Raw genomic sequence first — 14,713 nt, forward strand, 5'->3', positions numbered from 1 at the left:
GTGGGTCCATGGAGTGTGGCGCCTGCGGCCGGTCGTGGAGCCGGGCAGGTAGCAGATCGACCTGTGTAATCCGCTTCTCCGCGCCGCGAATTGCCGCCGGGAATCGGATTGTGGAGTTCCGGCAGGTGAAGTCGGCTGGATTGTCAACGGACTGTCAACGGATTGTCGGCGATCTGTGGAAACCAGGAATTGATCATGCCGTCGTGTCATCGTGATGCCTCCCTGGAACGGGTGTTGCGTGAGGTGGTCGTCGACGACTGCCGGGGCGGGGCAGGACTCGGACCGAGACGGGGGGTCGGGGGAGTGGAGATGACGGGGGCCTGTGGTCCGCAGGCTGCCTGCCCGGTGTGTGCGACCCCGGATCAGCGGAGCGACTTCTGCGCGGTGTGCGAATGGTGTCTCCAAAGCGACCTGGTACTGGGGGAGTTGACGGCCCGGGAGTTGAAGGACGCCGGAGACGCGCTCCTGGCGGCCGGACATGCCTGGGACGCCCGGGCGGCGGCGCTGTCGGCCCGGGGCCCGGAGAGCGCTCGTCGGGTCACGGAGGTGATCAGGGGAGGTCCGCCTCGCCGGGACGAGGAGAAGCCGCACGCGGCCGGTTCGGCCGACCTCGGGATTCCGTCCGGATACGGCGGTCTCCTCGACGAACTCCGCCACGGCACGCTCAGGGAATTGTCGTTCGTGGAATTCACGGCCGACGGTCTTCACATGATCAGGGTCACCGTCGGGGAGGCCGGAATCCCGCTGCAGAACGACACAGAAAGCATCGCATGGCCTTTCGCCGTACCCGCGTTCGATTCCGATGAGGATGTACGCCGATTCCAGCTCGCGGGAGGAATAGGCACCCTGCCGCCCGTGGACCGTCGGGAATTCGACACCGCCGTTCTGGAATGGCTCAAAGCATCCCTGCCGGTTTCCGACCCCCCGCTCGTCCTGCTACGGCCTTCGCCCGGGTGGCAGCTGCTGGAGCGCGCGGCCGCCACAGCGCGGCAAGCCTGCGCCCCTCAGGCGGAACTGCACGCGGGCGGTGCGGATTCGGCGCACGGCACGTCGGCCCACCGTACGACCGCGGACGCGGTGCGGCGTCTCGTGCGAACCCTTCCGCTCCAGGCCGACCACACGCTGCTGCTGGCCCGGCTCGACCGGGAAACCGGCGCCGTGCACGCCGAAAGTCATGTGCTCTTTCCCGAGGGCTTCCGGCTCGGCCCCGGTGAGACCGAGACCGCCGAGGTCACCGTGTACGGCGGACCGGCCGACCGCGATGCCCTGTACCTTCCGGTGCTGGCCGGTGTGCCGGTCGCCGACGGGACCGGCGCGTCACCCGTGAGCACGCATCAGATCGAGGTCGGGGCACTGGAACCGGCGCGGCTGACCTTCGTACTGCGCGGGCCGGGGGAGGTGGACCTCGTCGCGCCGCCCGGTGCCCGCACGCTCGGGGATCCGACCGCCGCCGACGTGCCGAGTCTGATCCCCTCCCCGCTGCTGCGGATCGATCCGCAGCCGCGGCTGGAGCTGTACTTCACCGTCGAGCTCAGCGGCGCCGATCCGGCCGAGACCGAGGAACGCCTCACCTTCGTGCGGGACGTCGTAGACCTGCTGGGCCGGCGGGATCGCACCGGCGCCGCGATCCGCGTGGGAGCCGTCGGCCACTACGACCACACCGTCTACGAGAGCATCCGGGCCAAGGAAGGCATCCTGCTGCAGGCCCCCGTGTCCGCGCGGCCGCCCGCCGAGTTGGCGGCCGCCCTGGCGGGATGGGCGCCCGCCCGGCGGCGGCAGGACATGGTGTCGTCCCTGGAGGACGCGCTGCCAGAGGTGGCTCGGCTCATCACCGGGGACGCGCTGTGGGACGTGGGTGGCCGGCGGGCCTCCGAGGACCCGGGCGCCCCCTGCGTGCACAGGGTGGTTCTGATCGTCGCCCGCCGTCCGCCCGCGCCGGCCCGCCAGCACGGCGTCGTCCCGGCCTGCTCGCAGGGCGTGAACTGGCAAACGGCCCTCGCCCGGCTGCGCTCCCACCGTTGCCGGGTGATGACCCGGGCGGACCCCGCAGCCGGGCCGCCCCCTGCGGACCGACCGGGCCGGGACGCCCGGCGCTACGCCGACGGGGTCTGGAGGGACCTCGGCGCCGACGGCGCCTTCCGGCCAGGCGTCGACTCGGCGGCAGCCGTGGCCCGCAGCCTCGCCCCGCCTTGGAGGGTGCAGGGCCCGAACTGCCCTCTCGCCTTCGCCGCCCCGCTCATGTGACACCGCCCCGCGTCTCCGCCGCCCCAGCGTCCACGGTACGAGGAGAGTCCATGTCTGACCTGTACGACCCGAACAAGAGGGAGTCCGACGGCCCTTCACCGGACCCCACGAGCACGTCGTCCGGGAGCGGCCTTCCGCCGGGCGCACCACCACCGACGCCGCCCGTGAACGGTGCGGGCGATGCCCCGGACCCCGGGCCTGTGCCGGGGTTCGGGCTGGTACCGGATGCTGTGTCGTCCCGGGAGCCCACTCGCATCTCGCCCGTCGGCCCGGACGAGGACCGTATAAGAGTCGGACTGTGGGGCGCACCCCGCTCGGGCAAGACGACCTATCTGACCGCCCTGCCGATCGCAGCGATGCAGTACCAGCGGCACAACGAGGGCAGCTGGCACATCACCGGCATGACGCCTGAGGCCAACGACTTCCTCGCCCGAGGCGTTGACCTGCTGACCAGGGAGCGGGCCTTCCCTCCGGCCAGCATGGGTGTCCAGGGAATGGCCTGGTCCGTCCAGGGGCCGGAGAAGAGGGAGAAACTCCGGACTCGGCGGCCCGACTTCGTGCTGGAGATCCAGGACGCGGCCGGTGAGGTGTTCCTGCACAATCATCCCCAGCAGGCCCAGCTCGTGGCCCATCTCGCGCGGTCCCAGGGGCTGATCTATCTCTTCGACCCGATCGGTGACGCCGAGGAGGCCACCGGGAGCTTCACCTATCTCCAGGCGACTCTGACCCAGCTGACCGCGATGGTCCGGGACCGGGGTGAACTGGTCAAAGGCAGGCTTCCGCACCATGTGTCAGTCTGCATAGCCAAGTTCGACCATCCGGACGTCTTCCGGCCCGCGGTGGAGGCGGGCTGGGTCGTCCAGGACACGGTGGGCTCACAGCTTCCCCGCGTGCCCAGGGACCGGAGCGAGAAGTACTTCCAGTGGATGTGCGAGGAATTCCGAGGCTCCAACGCCCGCTTGGTGCGTGACGCCCTGTACTCCCACTTCGACCCCGATCGCATCTCCTACTACGCGACCTCCTCCGTCGGCTTCCGGCTGAACCCGCAGCACGTGTTCGACCTCGAGGACTACGTCCAGCCGGTCGCGGTGGACGGGACACCGCGCATCCGCACCTCCCCCGTGCCGATCAACGCCCTGGAGCCGCTGATCGACCTGGAGAGCCGCATTCACCAGGACCGCGGCCGCGGCCGGGGCGGGTGGCTCGGGGGGAAGCGGCGGTGAACGAGGGCCTCGGAGAGGAACGAGTGACCGCCCACTGGGCGGTGCTGGGCAAGCATCCGGGGCAGACCATGGGCTACGAGGTGCTGCGGAGCAGCCTTCCCGGCGACCGGGCCGGCACCTACCTCTGGAAGGCCTCCGCCACCGGCGCTCCCGGCGGCCGCGACCCGGAGGGCGAACTGCCGTGGCGGGTGTTCCTCGGCAGAACGGACACGGATCCGGAACCCGTCTGCGCCTGCGTGGAGACCACGTGGGACGGGTCGACCGACGGCACCGGCGCCCCCAGTTACACCTGGAGGCTGACCCTGCTGGATTGGGCGGAAGCGGGCCGGGCCGCCCTGACCTGGTCCGGCATCGACCGTGCGCTGCTGTCGGAGCCGCCGCCCCTGCCCGATGACGCGGTCCCGATGACTGTTGCCGTGCCGCGCACGCCTCCCACTGAACTCGCCGGACTGGTCGACCGGTTGGGCTTCGAGTGGGCGGCCGGCGTGGCGGCGCTGCTGCTGGACGAACGTCAGGTGGCGATCACGCCGGGACCGGGCGAGGTGCTGCCCGGAGTCTCCGACCGCGTCCGTGTACTCGACGCGGTCTGCTCTCTCCTGCCGTACGGGTACCGGTCCTGGCTCAGCGCGGCGACCTGGACCGGCCAGGCGCAGCACGACCTGAGGTTGTTCTTCGCACCCGCGGCAAGGACGGGCCAGATCGCGGCCGTGCTCGGCGGCGGCCCGCCGGACGAGCCGCGGGACGAGGCCGCCCGGACCTATCTGCACAGGCTCCGCAGGCTGCGGGCGAAGACCGGCGACACCACCGAGATCGTGGAGTATCTGCTGACAGTCTCGGAACCGGCCACGGCCCCACGCCCCGGTGCGGCGCTCCGGGTCCTGCGCGAGGCCGACCTGCTGGACACGGTGGTCGAGGAGATCCGGTCCGGCGCAGGCGAGGCCGAGGACGTCGGGAGGGTCCTGGACCGTTATCCGGCCGCATCCCTGGACGACCGTCGGCTGGCCGTGCTGACCTTCTTCCTGGTCCGGAGCGCGCGCCAGGGCGACCGGGGCGCCGGGAGCCTGCTGGCGGCGCACTGGACCGAGCGCACCGGATCCCTGCTCGTCCGCGAGGCCCTGGCTGCCGGAACTCCTGCCGAGTCCTTCGAACGGGCCAAGCGGTATCTGGGCGTCATCCACGACGCGGTCGAGGCGCACCGCGGCGGCAGCTTCGACGAACTCTTCAACGCCCTGGTCGGGGCCCCGGAACCGACGCGCGAGTGGACCGGTGCGCTCATCTACATGGCCGAGGCCGAGTGGAAGCGCAGCACATACGACGCCGACCGCCTCCTCGTGCGCGAGTCCGCCGTAGGGAAGACCTGGCTCAAGTACCTGCTGACGCACGAGGACCGCAGCCTGCAACCGCTCCGCCGCCTGGTGCGGCGGGCGCGGGAGGACATGTCCGTCGACGCCACCCCCGGTTGGCTGCGCTTCGCGGCCGTCCTGCTGGGCGACTCCCCGGCCTCTGCTACCTCGACGGATGCCACCGACTTCGCCGAGTCCGTCAAGGGAGGCTGGCGGGCCACTCTGGAGATCGCCCGGCTGCAGAGGCGGCCGGAGGTGCTCGGTCTGATGTGGAGTGGGCTGTGGAGGGCCGCCCGCGCAGACCGAGGGCTGGGGGAAGCTGTGGAGCGGCTGGTCCCTGTCGCGCAGACGCAGACCTCCGCGGGCGTGGCAGCCGACGCCGACCTCTTCTGCACGGCTGTCCGGGCCGGAGCCCGGCCGGGGATGCCCCGGCTGGAGCGGCTCACCGAGGAGGGGGAGCTGCGGGACTACGCGTCTGCTCTGGCCGGCAGGATCAAATCCGACGGAGAACTCCGGAGGCTGGCGGTCGAGGCACTTCTCGAAGGGGAGTTGGGCCGGAGCGCATGGCGACAGGTGATCGAGCAGCTGAGCCTGGAAGTGCCGGACGAGTTCCTGCGTGAGCTCCTTGACGAACTGTACGGGCGGCTCACCGGACGGGGCCGTCCCCTCAACGATCTCGACGTACCCGACTGGCTCATGGAGGAGCTGGAGAAGGCGGGACGGTACGAACTGGGATGGCGGGGGCCGGTCCGTGCCTTCCGGAAGGCAGTGCAGGACCGGGCGTCGGAAGGGGACTTGGCCCGGATCATTCTGCAATCCCGTGGGCCGACAGGACTCCCCGCACCGTTGCTGGACGCGATCGCCGTTTGGACGCTCGAGAAGGGACCGCACAACCTGGAGCAGGTCACCCTGAGGATGGACAGCCAGGCGAAGGGCTGGCCAGGACTGGGGCTGTACGCGGCCTTCGCACGCGGGGACAGATACGCAGAAGTGCGTGATCTGGTGGTGCAGTACATCGAGGCCCGGCAGGACCGGGACGGATGGATCCTGGCGGAAGTGCGGCGCCGGCCGGAAGCATCGGGCGAGGCGTCCGGGGCCGGGACGGAGCGCCGGGGTGTCTTCAGCAAGATACTCAGGCGGGGGGCATCCGGATGAAGACTCCGCCCGCGTCCACCATCGCCATCGACCCCGGCACCCGCTTCCTCCGCATCGCCCGGACCCGCGCGGACGGGACACCGGCGTTGGTGGACCTGCCCGGGACGGTGCCCGGAGAAGGGCTGCCCACCCCTGCCGAGATCCGCGGCGACCGCGAGGCGGCGCTGAGTTTGGCGTACACCACGTACCGCGAACACTGCGGTATACCCGGCCAGTTGGTGCTGGTCGTCCCGCCGGGGGAACGGACCGTACCGCCCGGGGACGGCCGGATGCCGCCGCCCCGGCTGCTGGACACCCCGCACGCGGTGCTGGCCCTGCTCCGGCATGCGGGCACCCCGATCGCGCGCCGCCTTTTCATGTGCGACCTGGGCGCCTCGGCGGCCGGGGTCACGGAGTGCGCCGACGTAGGCGGGGCCATCGCCATGGTCCCGGCCGAACCGTCCCCACCCGCCGACGGCGGCTACGGCGCCGCTGCCGACAATGTCGTGCTGGAGGGGGTCGGATTGTCGGCCGACGACACCGGCGTGCTGCTGGAACTCGGCGAGGCCAGGGCGCACAACGCCCGGCGCATCGAGGTCGCTCTCGACCGGATGGCGTCCCACCCCGACCGGGCCGACCGGTTCGCGGACACGGTGCTCTTCGGCGTGGCCGGCCAGGAGATCACCGCGGGCCTGGTGCATCAGTCGCTGGGCCGGCTCACGGACGGCCTCGACAAGGCCCTGGCCGGTCTGCCGGGAGTCTCCGCCAACCGCCCGGACCCGTTCCGCACACCGGTGATCGTGGTGGGGGGTGCGGCCCGGTTCGGGGCGCTCCTACGGCATCTGACCGGTCGTCTGGGACGGCCGGTCCCGCTGCCCGACGGGACGGACCCAGCACTGGCCGCGGTGTTCGGGGCCGCCCTGGTCGCCGGTGAACACGTCGAGCCTGCCGACCGCTATCCGCATGCCGTGTCCGTGCGCGTGCACCGGACCGCGGCGGGTCGGCCCCGAGACGAAGAACTCCTGATCAGTCCTCCCGGCACGCTGGAGCCGGGAGGAGCCACCGTGTTCGCCGAGGCCGACGGGGAACGGCTGCGGGTCCGGACCGGCCCCGCCGACGGGACCGGCGGCCGCGATGTCCGGATCCTGGTCCGTGCGGCCGGGACCGGCACCGCCGCCCCGGTCGGCGTGGTCACCATCCCTCCGGCCGGCGACGGTGCGCGCTTCCACGTCGGCGTCCGCCTCGCCACCGACGGGACGGCCCGCCTCGTCCTGCAACCGTTCGACCATGGCCGGTCCGACACGCACCAGGCCGGGAACCGGCGGCCCGAGCAGCCCCCGCCCGCGGAGTTCCCGCTGGGCGTCCTGCCGGCCGATCTCCAGCCCGACCCCCCGCCCGACACTCAGGGAGCCCGCACGTGAAGCGATCCGCCTGGTCACCGCGCGCGGTGACCGTGCTGTGGCGCGGGGCCGCCGTGGCCGCCGCCACCCTGCTCGCCGTCCTGCCCGTGACCGCCGCGCCGGCGACTGCCGCCGGGACGACGCCGACCCGGGACGAGATCTACCGGGAACTCGGCGTGGCCGATCAACCGGTCGACTACGTGATCCTGGTGGACACCTCCGGGTCGATGGCCGCCAAAGGCCGCTACAGCACGGTCCGTTCCACCCTGCGCACCTTTCTGGACGGGCTGTCGTCCGCCGACCATATCGCCCTCGTCACCTTCGACGACCGCCCCGAGGAGCGCTACATCGGATCGGCCGGCGACACGGCGAAGATCGTCTCCCGGTTGCCCGCGAAACCCAACCCGACCGGTGGAACCGACATCGGGGCCGCCCTGGACCAGGCCCTGCGCGAACTCGAACGGACGGACGCCGCGGACATCGCCTCCGTGGTCCTGCTGACCGACGGCAAGCACGATCCGCCCCGGGGGTCCGACTACCCCAAGTCGTCCGGCACCTCCTGGGACAAGCTGCACAAGCGGGCCGAGTCCCTCGGCGAGCGCGCCGAACTCGTCGGCTACGCACTGCCGTTGGGCGGCGGTGCGACCGGCGCGAACCTGCTCGGGAAGGTCGTGGAGGACGCGCTCGTCCTGCGCCCGGACGGCATCCAGGACCTCGGCGCCTATCTGGAACGGGCCGGGGACAGCACCCGGGCCCGGTCGGCGGCGCAACTGCTCGCCACGGACAGGAGGAAGGGCGTCACGGTGTCCTGGACGGACACCGGTGTCCGCGACCTCACCGACGGCTCCGCCACCGCCTCCGTCACCTTCCGGTCGACCACCCGCCACGTGCCGCTGACGGTGAGCGGGGTACGGGTCTCGGCGGACGGTGTCCCGCTCGACGTCACCGGGGTGCCGGGCCAACTGACCCTGGGACCGGGTGAGTCCCGCAAGTACACCGTCCGACTGGACGGGGGCCCTCGGGAGGGCGGACTGCCCTACCGCCGAACCGAGGACGGCGAGGCGGCGTTGCGGGTGTCCGGCGAGGTGTCCACCTCGTGGCAGCGGGCGCTCGCCCCCGACGTGGACCTGAAGACTCCCGACGAGGTCGGTGTCGCCGGCGATCCCCTGGAGGTGCGCGCGGAGGTCGGCTCGGCGTACTTCCTGCCGACCGTGTTCTCGGCGCTGGCGGCGACCCTGGTGCTCGGGTGGCTGTGGTGGCGCAGTGTCAACCGGCCTCCGCTGCACGGCGTGTTGACGGCCGTTCGCGTATTCGACGAGGAGATTCCGGACCGCATCGCGCTGTCCGGCAGGCGGGTGGGGTTCCGGCCACGCGGCGGTGGGCAGGGCACGGTGCACGGCCGACGTCGCCGGACGGCTGACGGGCCCAGGGTCGACCTGCTGATCCGCTACACACCGGGCAGCGCTTCCGGACGGCCGGACCAGGTGATCTGCGGGCCGGGCGGCCAGGTCGTCCTCGGCGGCCTGTCGTTCACGCATATCCCGCAGGAGTCGGCCTCCGGCCCTGCTCCCGGTTCCGGAACCGACGCCGCCGTGCCGGGCGGCGGGCGGCCCTGATGACCGCCCAGCCGCTGCTCAACGTGGCGGCCACGCATGTCGGCACCCGGGCGCTCGGGCCCGGCATCCGATCGGTGGTGTGGGTGCAGGGATGCCCGTTCCACTGCGCCGGGTGCGTCTCCCCGGAGTGGATTCCGGACCGCCCCGCGCGGCAGGCCGCCCCCGGGGAGCTGGCGGCCGAGCTGCTCGCCGACCCTCGCGTCACCGGTCTGACCCTGTCCGGAGGGGAGCCGATGCAGCAGGCGGCCGGGCTGGCCGCACTGGTCCGGCGGGCGCGGGAGACCCGGGACGTCTCCGTGGTCTGTTTCACCGGCCATCGACTGGAACGGCTGCTGGCCCGGCCTCCGTCGGCGGGCGTACCGGACCTGCTCGCCGTCGTCGACGTGCTGATCGACGGGGTGTACGTGGCCGCACTGAACGACGGGCGAGGCCTGCGCGGCAGCACCAACCAGCGGGTCCACCACCTCACCCGACGGCTGGCGGACAGCGGATACGACTTCGCGCACCGGGCCCGTGACGCGGAGATCGTGGTCAACGGCCCGGAGACGCTGCTCGTCGGAGTGGCGCCGAGAGGGTTCCCCGCGGTGTTCGACACCGCGGTCGACACGGTGCGCGCCCGGATGCGGGGAGCGGACGCCAACAACCCGAGTCCAGGACAGGAAGGGTGGTCATGAGCTGCAGGAAACGCATTCAGGTCGACCAGTCGGAGTGGTACCGCCTGCAACAGAGGGCGCGGCAGCTGCGGGAGGTCAAGCGGGACATCCCCCGGCTGTTCGCCGATGTGCGGGCCCGGACCCAGGCCGACATCGACCGGGCATTCAACTCCGTGACGGAACGACAGCGCCGCCAGCAGGAGGCGGTCGACAAGCTGAGCGACCAGACCCGCCGCCTGGAGGCCGAGACCACCAGCAGGCTCCGCGAACAGGCCGACAGCCTCCGTAAAGAACTGCGGGAGACGGCAGGCCGGATCGAGCAGGACACCCGGCGACGCCTGGAAGATCAGCGGAAGGAGACCGAGCGTGCCATCGCCGTCGAGCGGGAAAGGATAGACGGCGTGGTACGGGCCCGGGAGCGCGCCGAGATCACCGCACGGACCTGGCTGTCGGACGCCCGCATCATGGCTGACCTGATCGACGGAGAACTGCCCCACGAACGGTACGCGCCCGGCCGTCTGGACAGCCTGCGCGGCCGTATCGCCACGGCCGAGCAGAACACCGCGGACGGCCACTACGACGCGGCTCTGGCCGGGGCGCAGGAGACCTTCCACGGGCTGAGCGACCTGCGGGTGGACATCGAGCAGCGGGAGTTCGAGCGCTGCCTGGCCCAGAAGGAGGCGATCGAGGCACTGGTGCAGGTCGAGACCCTGGCCGAGGAGAACCGGGAGCGTCCGGTCGTCGGACCGGACGACGAGGTCGTCGCCGGTTACGTGCTCGATGTCGCCCACTGGTCCGAGGGCGAGTTCGACCTTGTACTGCGGGACACCGACCGGGCACTTGCCCGGGCCCGTGACCCGCGGACGGGCGTGGAGGACCTGCGCGGCCTGCGTGACGACGAGGCGCCCCGGCTCGAACAGAGCCTGGGCGAAACCGTCGAGAGGGCCGGGATGCGCCAGCTCACCTCGCAGATGAGGCTGAACCTGGCCGACATCGTGGCCGACAGACTCGCCGAGATCGGCTTCTACGACCTCATGGAGAAGGAGTCCGGATACATCGACGGTGATTTCCGGAAGGCCTTCCGGGCCCGGCTCCGGAACGAGGCCACCGGCAACGAGATCACGGTCGAGATCGAGCAGGCCGACAAGGACTCGGACCAGTGCGTGATCCGCGTGGTCTCCCACGACTACGACGTCACTTCCGAGGCCGAACTCCAGGACCGGGGCGTCGCGGTGTACGAGGTGGTGCAGGAGCAGGGCGCGCCCATGGGGCTGGTCGCGGCGGCGCCCGTCACCGAGGTTCACCCGCCGGACCCCGGTACCGGGGAGCGACCGGGTTCCTCGGGTCCGGGAACCCCTGGCACATGAACAGGACCCTGACGAAGGAAGGCCCTCCTCCCCGCCCGCCGGGGACGGAGCGGCTGGACCCGGACGCCGTCCGCACCGGCGAGCCCTTCACCGTCCTGCACGGGCCCGGTGTGGGCGACGTCTTCGTCGACAGCGTGGCCCGGGTGTGCACCATGGAGCAGGCGCTCTGGCGCATGCTGCGTGCCGCGGGCTTCGAACGGATCGTCTTCAGTACCCTGCAGCACCCTGTCTACTTCCGGGACAGGGCGTCACGGGATCTGTCCCGCCGACCGGCCGGCCGCAATGGGGAGACGGCCCGCCGCGGTTCGCGCACCATGCGACACACAAGCCTGCAAGGGCCGCTCGGCGCGACGCAGTTGCTGGGTGCCGCTTCACGGTCCGCGGCGGAACCTGCCCCCGACCAGGACCGGGGAGTCGGTGCGGCACGCGCGTCCGGGATCTCCGATCCGTTCGGCGTGATGACCCTCGCCGCTCATCTCCACGATGCGGAAAACCGTACCGCTGTCGTCTTCCCGCACGCGGAAGAGTTCCTGCTCCACAACCGGGCCGCGCGGCAGCTGGCCGGTGCGATGGCCGAGTGGGCGTCCGACACGGTCGAAGGGAACCAGTGGATCTTCGTGTTCCGCAGGCCCTCCTTGAACGGAGTGGCCGAATTCCTGGCGGGGCGCGGCTATCCGCAACTGGAGACCTTTGTGGACGAACGGCTGGCTGAGCCCGGCCGCGGTGGCACCCTTCGGGTCGGACTTCCCGAGGCGGCGGAGCTGGAGCGCCTGGTGCACTCGGTACGGCTGCGGAAGGGGCTGAAGGTCGAGTGGCAGGACCTGGACCGGGTGGTCAGGGCGATGTCCGGCCAGCCCGAGACCGCCCGTGTCTGGAGGGACCGCCTCGAGCAACTACGGGCGCACAAAGCATCGTTGAGCCAGCACACGGTTCGGCCGTGGGTGAGAGGAGCCGTGTCCGACGAACGGACGCCTTGGGAGCGACTGGCCGCGATGCCCGGCATGGAGCCTGTGCTGCGGTTCTTCGAGCGCATGCGGGCCGAGACGGAGGCGGCCGAGGAGCTGCGCGTCCGCGGGCTGGCCACCGTCGGTGAACCGCCCGCCCGGCACATGGTGTTCACCGGCAACCCCGGGACCGGGAAGACGACCGTGGCCCGGCTGGTGGGCGAGATGTTCCGGGATCTGGGAGTGCTGAGCCGTGGACACACTGTGGAGGTGGATGCCGACGACCTGGTCGCCGGATACATAGGGCAGACCGCCATCCGGACCAACGCGGTGGTGGACCGGGCTCTGGATGGTGTGCTGTTCATCGACGAGGCGTACGCGCTCAGCGACCAGAGCGGCGGATTCGGCGACGAGGCCATCCAGACGCTTCTCAAGCGCATGGAGGACGACCGCGGTCGTCTGGTGGTCATCGCCGCCGGCTACCCGGAGGAGATGAACGAGTTCCTTGGCTCCAACCCCGGCCTCAGGAGCCGGTTCCCCAAAACCGTCCCATTCCCCGACTATGACCCTGCCACCCTGTACGCGATCCTGCTGAAACGCGTGGCTGAGCAGGGCCTGCGCCCCGGAGAGGAGGCGGCACAGGCGCTGCGGCAGATCGTGGAGGGCATGTACGACTCCAGGGACGAGCGCTTCGGCAACGCCCGGGAGATGCGCACCCTCGCCGACGCGCTCTTCGTCCCGTGGGCCGTACGCGTCGGACGGAACGTCGAACAACCCGTCATCGTCGACGACATCCCGGAGGAGTACCGGGACCACCTGCCGCGCCCGGTACCCGAGGTCGCCGAACTGCTGGGCGAACTCGACCAGTATGTCGGCCTCGGGGCGGTGCGCGGGGAGCTGGAAGGACTCGCGTACCGGCTGAGGATGCGCCAGGAGCGTGGCAACAAGGCATTCGCTCCTCCCCACCTGCTGTTCACCGGCCCTCCGGGCACCGGCAAGACCACGGTGGCCCAGTTGGCCGGCGATCTGTTCCGCGGACTGGGGCTCCTGCGCAAGGGACATGTGGTGGAGGCGACCCGCACCGACCTGGTGGCCGAGTACGTGGGGCAGACCGCGCCCAGGGTCCGTGCGGCTGTCGAGCGCGCGCTGGACGGTGTGCTGTTCATCGACGAGGCATACAGCCTGGTCCGGGACACAGGGGGCCAGGGCGGTTTCGGCGCGGAGGCCGTGGACACCCTGCTGCGTGAAATGGAGAAGTGGCGCGGCCGGCTGGTCGTGATCGCGGCCGGATATCCCCAGGAAATGAAGGAGCTTCTCGCCTTCAACCCGGGGCTGCCGGGACGGTTCACCACCACGGTGCCCTTCCCTGGCTACACCCAGGACGAGCTGGTGGAGATCCTCCGCCGGATGGCTGCCGAGTCCGGCGACACCCTCGGACCCGGGACCGCGGAACGTGCCACGCAATGGCTTGAGGAGATCCGATGGGCCCGCGGGGCCGCGTTCGGCAATGCCCGGGAGGTGCGCAGGCTGGTAGACCTCATGGAGCACCGCAAGGGAGCACGTTGGAACAAGGGCGACAAGGATTCGGAGTATCTGCCCGAGGACGTGCCGGATCCCGCCGACGATCAGGGCTGAGTGCCGGTGATCCTCGTCCCGCCGTCCTCTTCCTGCGGGGCCGTCAGGATGCGGCCGAGGATCTCGTCCGCCTTGATGAGCTGCTGCTCGATGGTCCGGGTGAGGTCCTCCACCTCCTCCAGGGTGAGGCCTTGTCCCGGCACGGGGCCGGGGGTGTCCGCACCGGCGCCCTTGCGCAAGGCCTGCGCCAGCTCCCGGTCGGCCTGGGCATAGCGGGCCAGGGACGTGAACACCTTGCCCTGTTCCGCCTGGATACGCTCCAACCGGTCCTGGTCGGCCGCGAGTTGATGGGAACCCTCGCTGAGGTCGTACTCCGCGTTCGCCAGTACCTCCTGCGCCGAGACGGCTTGCTCCAGCGCCTGCCGGGTCCGCGGCTCCAGCACGGCGAGCTGCTCCTCGGTGAGCTGCAGCAGGGCGTCGGCCGCGGTGCGCAGCTCCTCGTCGAGCGCCCCGAGGTTACGGGCGCGCAGCTCCCGGAACCGGGTGTCGAGGGCTTCCCGCTGCGCCCGCAACTGGTCGCGCATTTCCGCCAACCGTTCCAGCCGTCGAAACTCCTCGACCTCTCGCCGCAGCTTCTCGTGTTCCACCTCGCAGCGACGCAGCTCCTCCTCCTTCTTCAGGAACTCGGCCAGAGCCGCCCGTTCCGACGTCACCCGTCCGGCGGCCGCGGTGAGTTTGTCCATCAGTTCCGTGATGCGCCGCTTCACGCTCTCGCCCGGCCGGGCCGCCTCCAGCAGCCCGGGCAACGCATCGGCAAGGCCGAGGGCGTCCGTCAGCGCGTCGTCCATGGCGAACAGGGCGGTCAGGGCGTCGGCCCCGTCCGGCGCACCGTCGTCGGAGGCTCGGTCCGGCAGACCGGGGCTGTTGGCGGCCCAGTGGACGGCAATGGCCAGCACCCGGTGTGCCGTATCCCGGTCGGTGCGCGTGGAGTCCGCCAGCGCGTCCGCGATCTCCTGCCTGTGGTCGCGCACGAATCCCCCCTCGTCCTCGGCGAGGCCGCTCGGCGACCCAGGCCGTCCTGGTCGACAGCGTATCGCCGTGGTGCGGTGCGGTGCGTGATGCGGATCGGCCCGGACAACCCGGAACCACCGCAACCACAGGCACGTTGAGAGAGTCTGCCGACGCACGCGGCGAGCGGGCGTGGGGCAGTTCTC

At 71.3% G+C, this 14,713-nt stretch carries 9 protein-coding genes; 8 read left to right on the forward strand and 1 reads right to left on the reverse strand.

What is annotated here, in order from left to right:
* Positions 1–309: 309 nt before the first annotated feature.
* From EJ357_RS35305 to EJ357_RS35340, 8 genes are read left to right on the forward strand one after another with little or no spacing between them, the layout of a single operon-like run.
* A complete protein-coding gene (locus tag EJ357_RS35305; protein WP_126395736.1) occupies positions 310–2,244 on the forward strand; it encodes a hypothetical protein in 1,935 nt (644 codons plus the stop codon).
* A gap of 50 nt (positions 2,245–2,294) precedes the next feature.
* Positions 2,295–3,467 carry a hypothetical protein gene (locus EJ357_RS35310; protein ID WP_126395737.1) on the forward strand — a complete coding sequence of 391 codons (1,173 nt, stop codon included), beginning with the start codon at positions 2,295–2,297 and terminating at the stop codon, positions 3,465–3,467.
* Positions 3,464–5,965: a hypothetical protein gene (locus tag EJ357_RS35315; protein ID WP_126395738.1), complete on the forward strand. Its 2,502-nt coding sequence runs from the start codon at positions 3,464–3,466 to the stop codon at positions 5,963–5,965. Before EJ357_RS35310 ends, EJ357_RS35315 begins: the two co-directional genes overlap by 4 nt.
* Positions 5,962–7,365 (forward strand): serine/threonine-protein kinase, encoded by a 1,404-nt coding sequence (locus tag EJ357_RS35320; protein WP_126395739.1) that lies wholly within the window; start codon positions 5,962–5,964, stop codon positions 7,363–7,365. Before EJ357_RS35315 ends, EJ357_RS35320 begins: the two co-directional genes overlap by 4 nt.
* The gene (locus EJ357_RS35325) at positions 7,362–8,960 is read left to right on the forward strand and encodes a vWA domain-containing protein (RefSeq protein ID WP_126395740.1); all 1,599 of its coding nucleotides are present in this window, start codon (positions 7,362–7,364) and stop codon (positions 8,958–8,960) included. Before EJ357_RS35320 ends, EJ357_RS35325 begins: the two co-directional genes overlap by 4 nt.
* Positions 8,960–9,634 (forward strand): 4Fe-4S single cluster domain-containing protein, encoded by a 675-nt coding sequence (locus EJ357_RS35330; protein WP_126395741.1) that lies wholly within the window; start codon positions 8,960–8,962, stop codon positions 9,632–9,634. The genes EJ357_RS35325 and EJ357_RS35330 overlap by 1 nt, the downstream gene beginning before the upstream one ends.
* Positions 9,631–10,980: a coiled-coil domain-containing protein gene (locus tag EJ357_RS35335; RefSeq protein ID WP_126395742.1), complete on the forward strand. Its 1,350-nt coding sequence runs from the start codon at positions 9,631–9,633 to the stop codon at positions 10,978–10,980. The genes EJ357_RS35330 and EJ357_RS35335 overlap by 4 nt, the downstream gene beginning before the upstream one ends.
* Positions 10,977–13,559: an AAA family ATPase gene (locus EJ357_RS35340; protein WP_126395743.1), complete on the forward strand. Its 2,583-nt coding sequence runs from the start codon at positions 10,977–10,979 to the stop codon at positions 13,557–13,559. Before EJ357_RS35335 ends, EJ357_RS35340 begins: the two co-directional genes overlap by 4 nt.
* Here the strand turns inward: EJ357_RS35340 and EJ357_RS35345 are convergent.
* Positions 13,550–14,530, reverse strand: coding sequence for an AAA family ATPase (locus EJ357_RS35345; protein WP_126395744.1), 981 nt, complete (start codon positions 14,528–14,530; stop codon positions 13,550–13,552). The two genes, EJ357_RS35340 and EJ357_RS35345, sit on opposite strands and share 10 nt — an antisense overlap.
* Positions 14,531–14,713 lie beyond the last annotated feature (183 nt).

It is taken from the genome of Streptomyces cyaneochromogenes (genome assembly GCF_003963535.1).
Taxonomy (GTDB): Bacteria; Actinomycetota; Actinomycetes; order Streptomycetales; family Streptomycetaceae; genus Streptomyces; species Streptomyces shaanxiensis.

What these genes read in the sequence shown, in the direction of transcription:
- EJ357_RS35335 (WP_126395742.1), top strand. Translation starts at nt 9,631, where the DNA reads ATGAGCTGCAGGAAACGCATTCAGGTCGACCAGTCGGAGTGGTACCGC.
- EJ357_RS35310 (WP_126395737.1), top strand. Translation starts at nt 2,295, where the DNA reads ATGTCTGACCTGTACGACCCGAACAAGAGGGAGTCCGACGGCCCTTCA.
- EJ357_RS35330 (WP_126395741.1), top strand. Translation starts at nt 8,960, where the DNA reads ATGACCGCCCAGCCGCTGCTCAACGTGGCGGCCACGCATGTCGGCACC.
- EJ357_RS35305 (WP_126395736.1), top strand. Translation starts at nt 310, where the DNA reads ATGACGGGGGCCTGTGGTCCGCAGGCTGCCTGCCCGGTGTGTGCGACC.
- EJ357_RS35320 (WP_126395739.1), top strand. Translation starts at nt 5,962, where the DNA reads ATGAAGACTCCGCCCGCGTCCACCATCGCCATCGACCCCGGCACCCGC.
- EJ357_RS35340 (WP_126395743.1), top strand. Translation starts at nt 10,977, where the DNA reads ATGAACAGGACCCTGACGAAGGAAGGCCCTCCTCCCCGCCCGCCGGGG.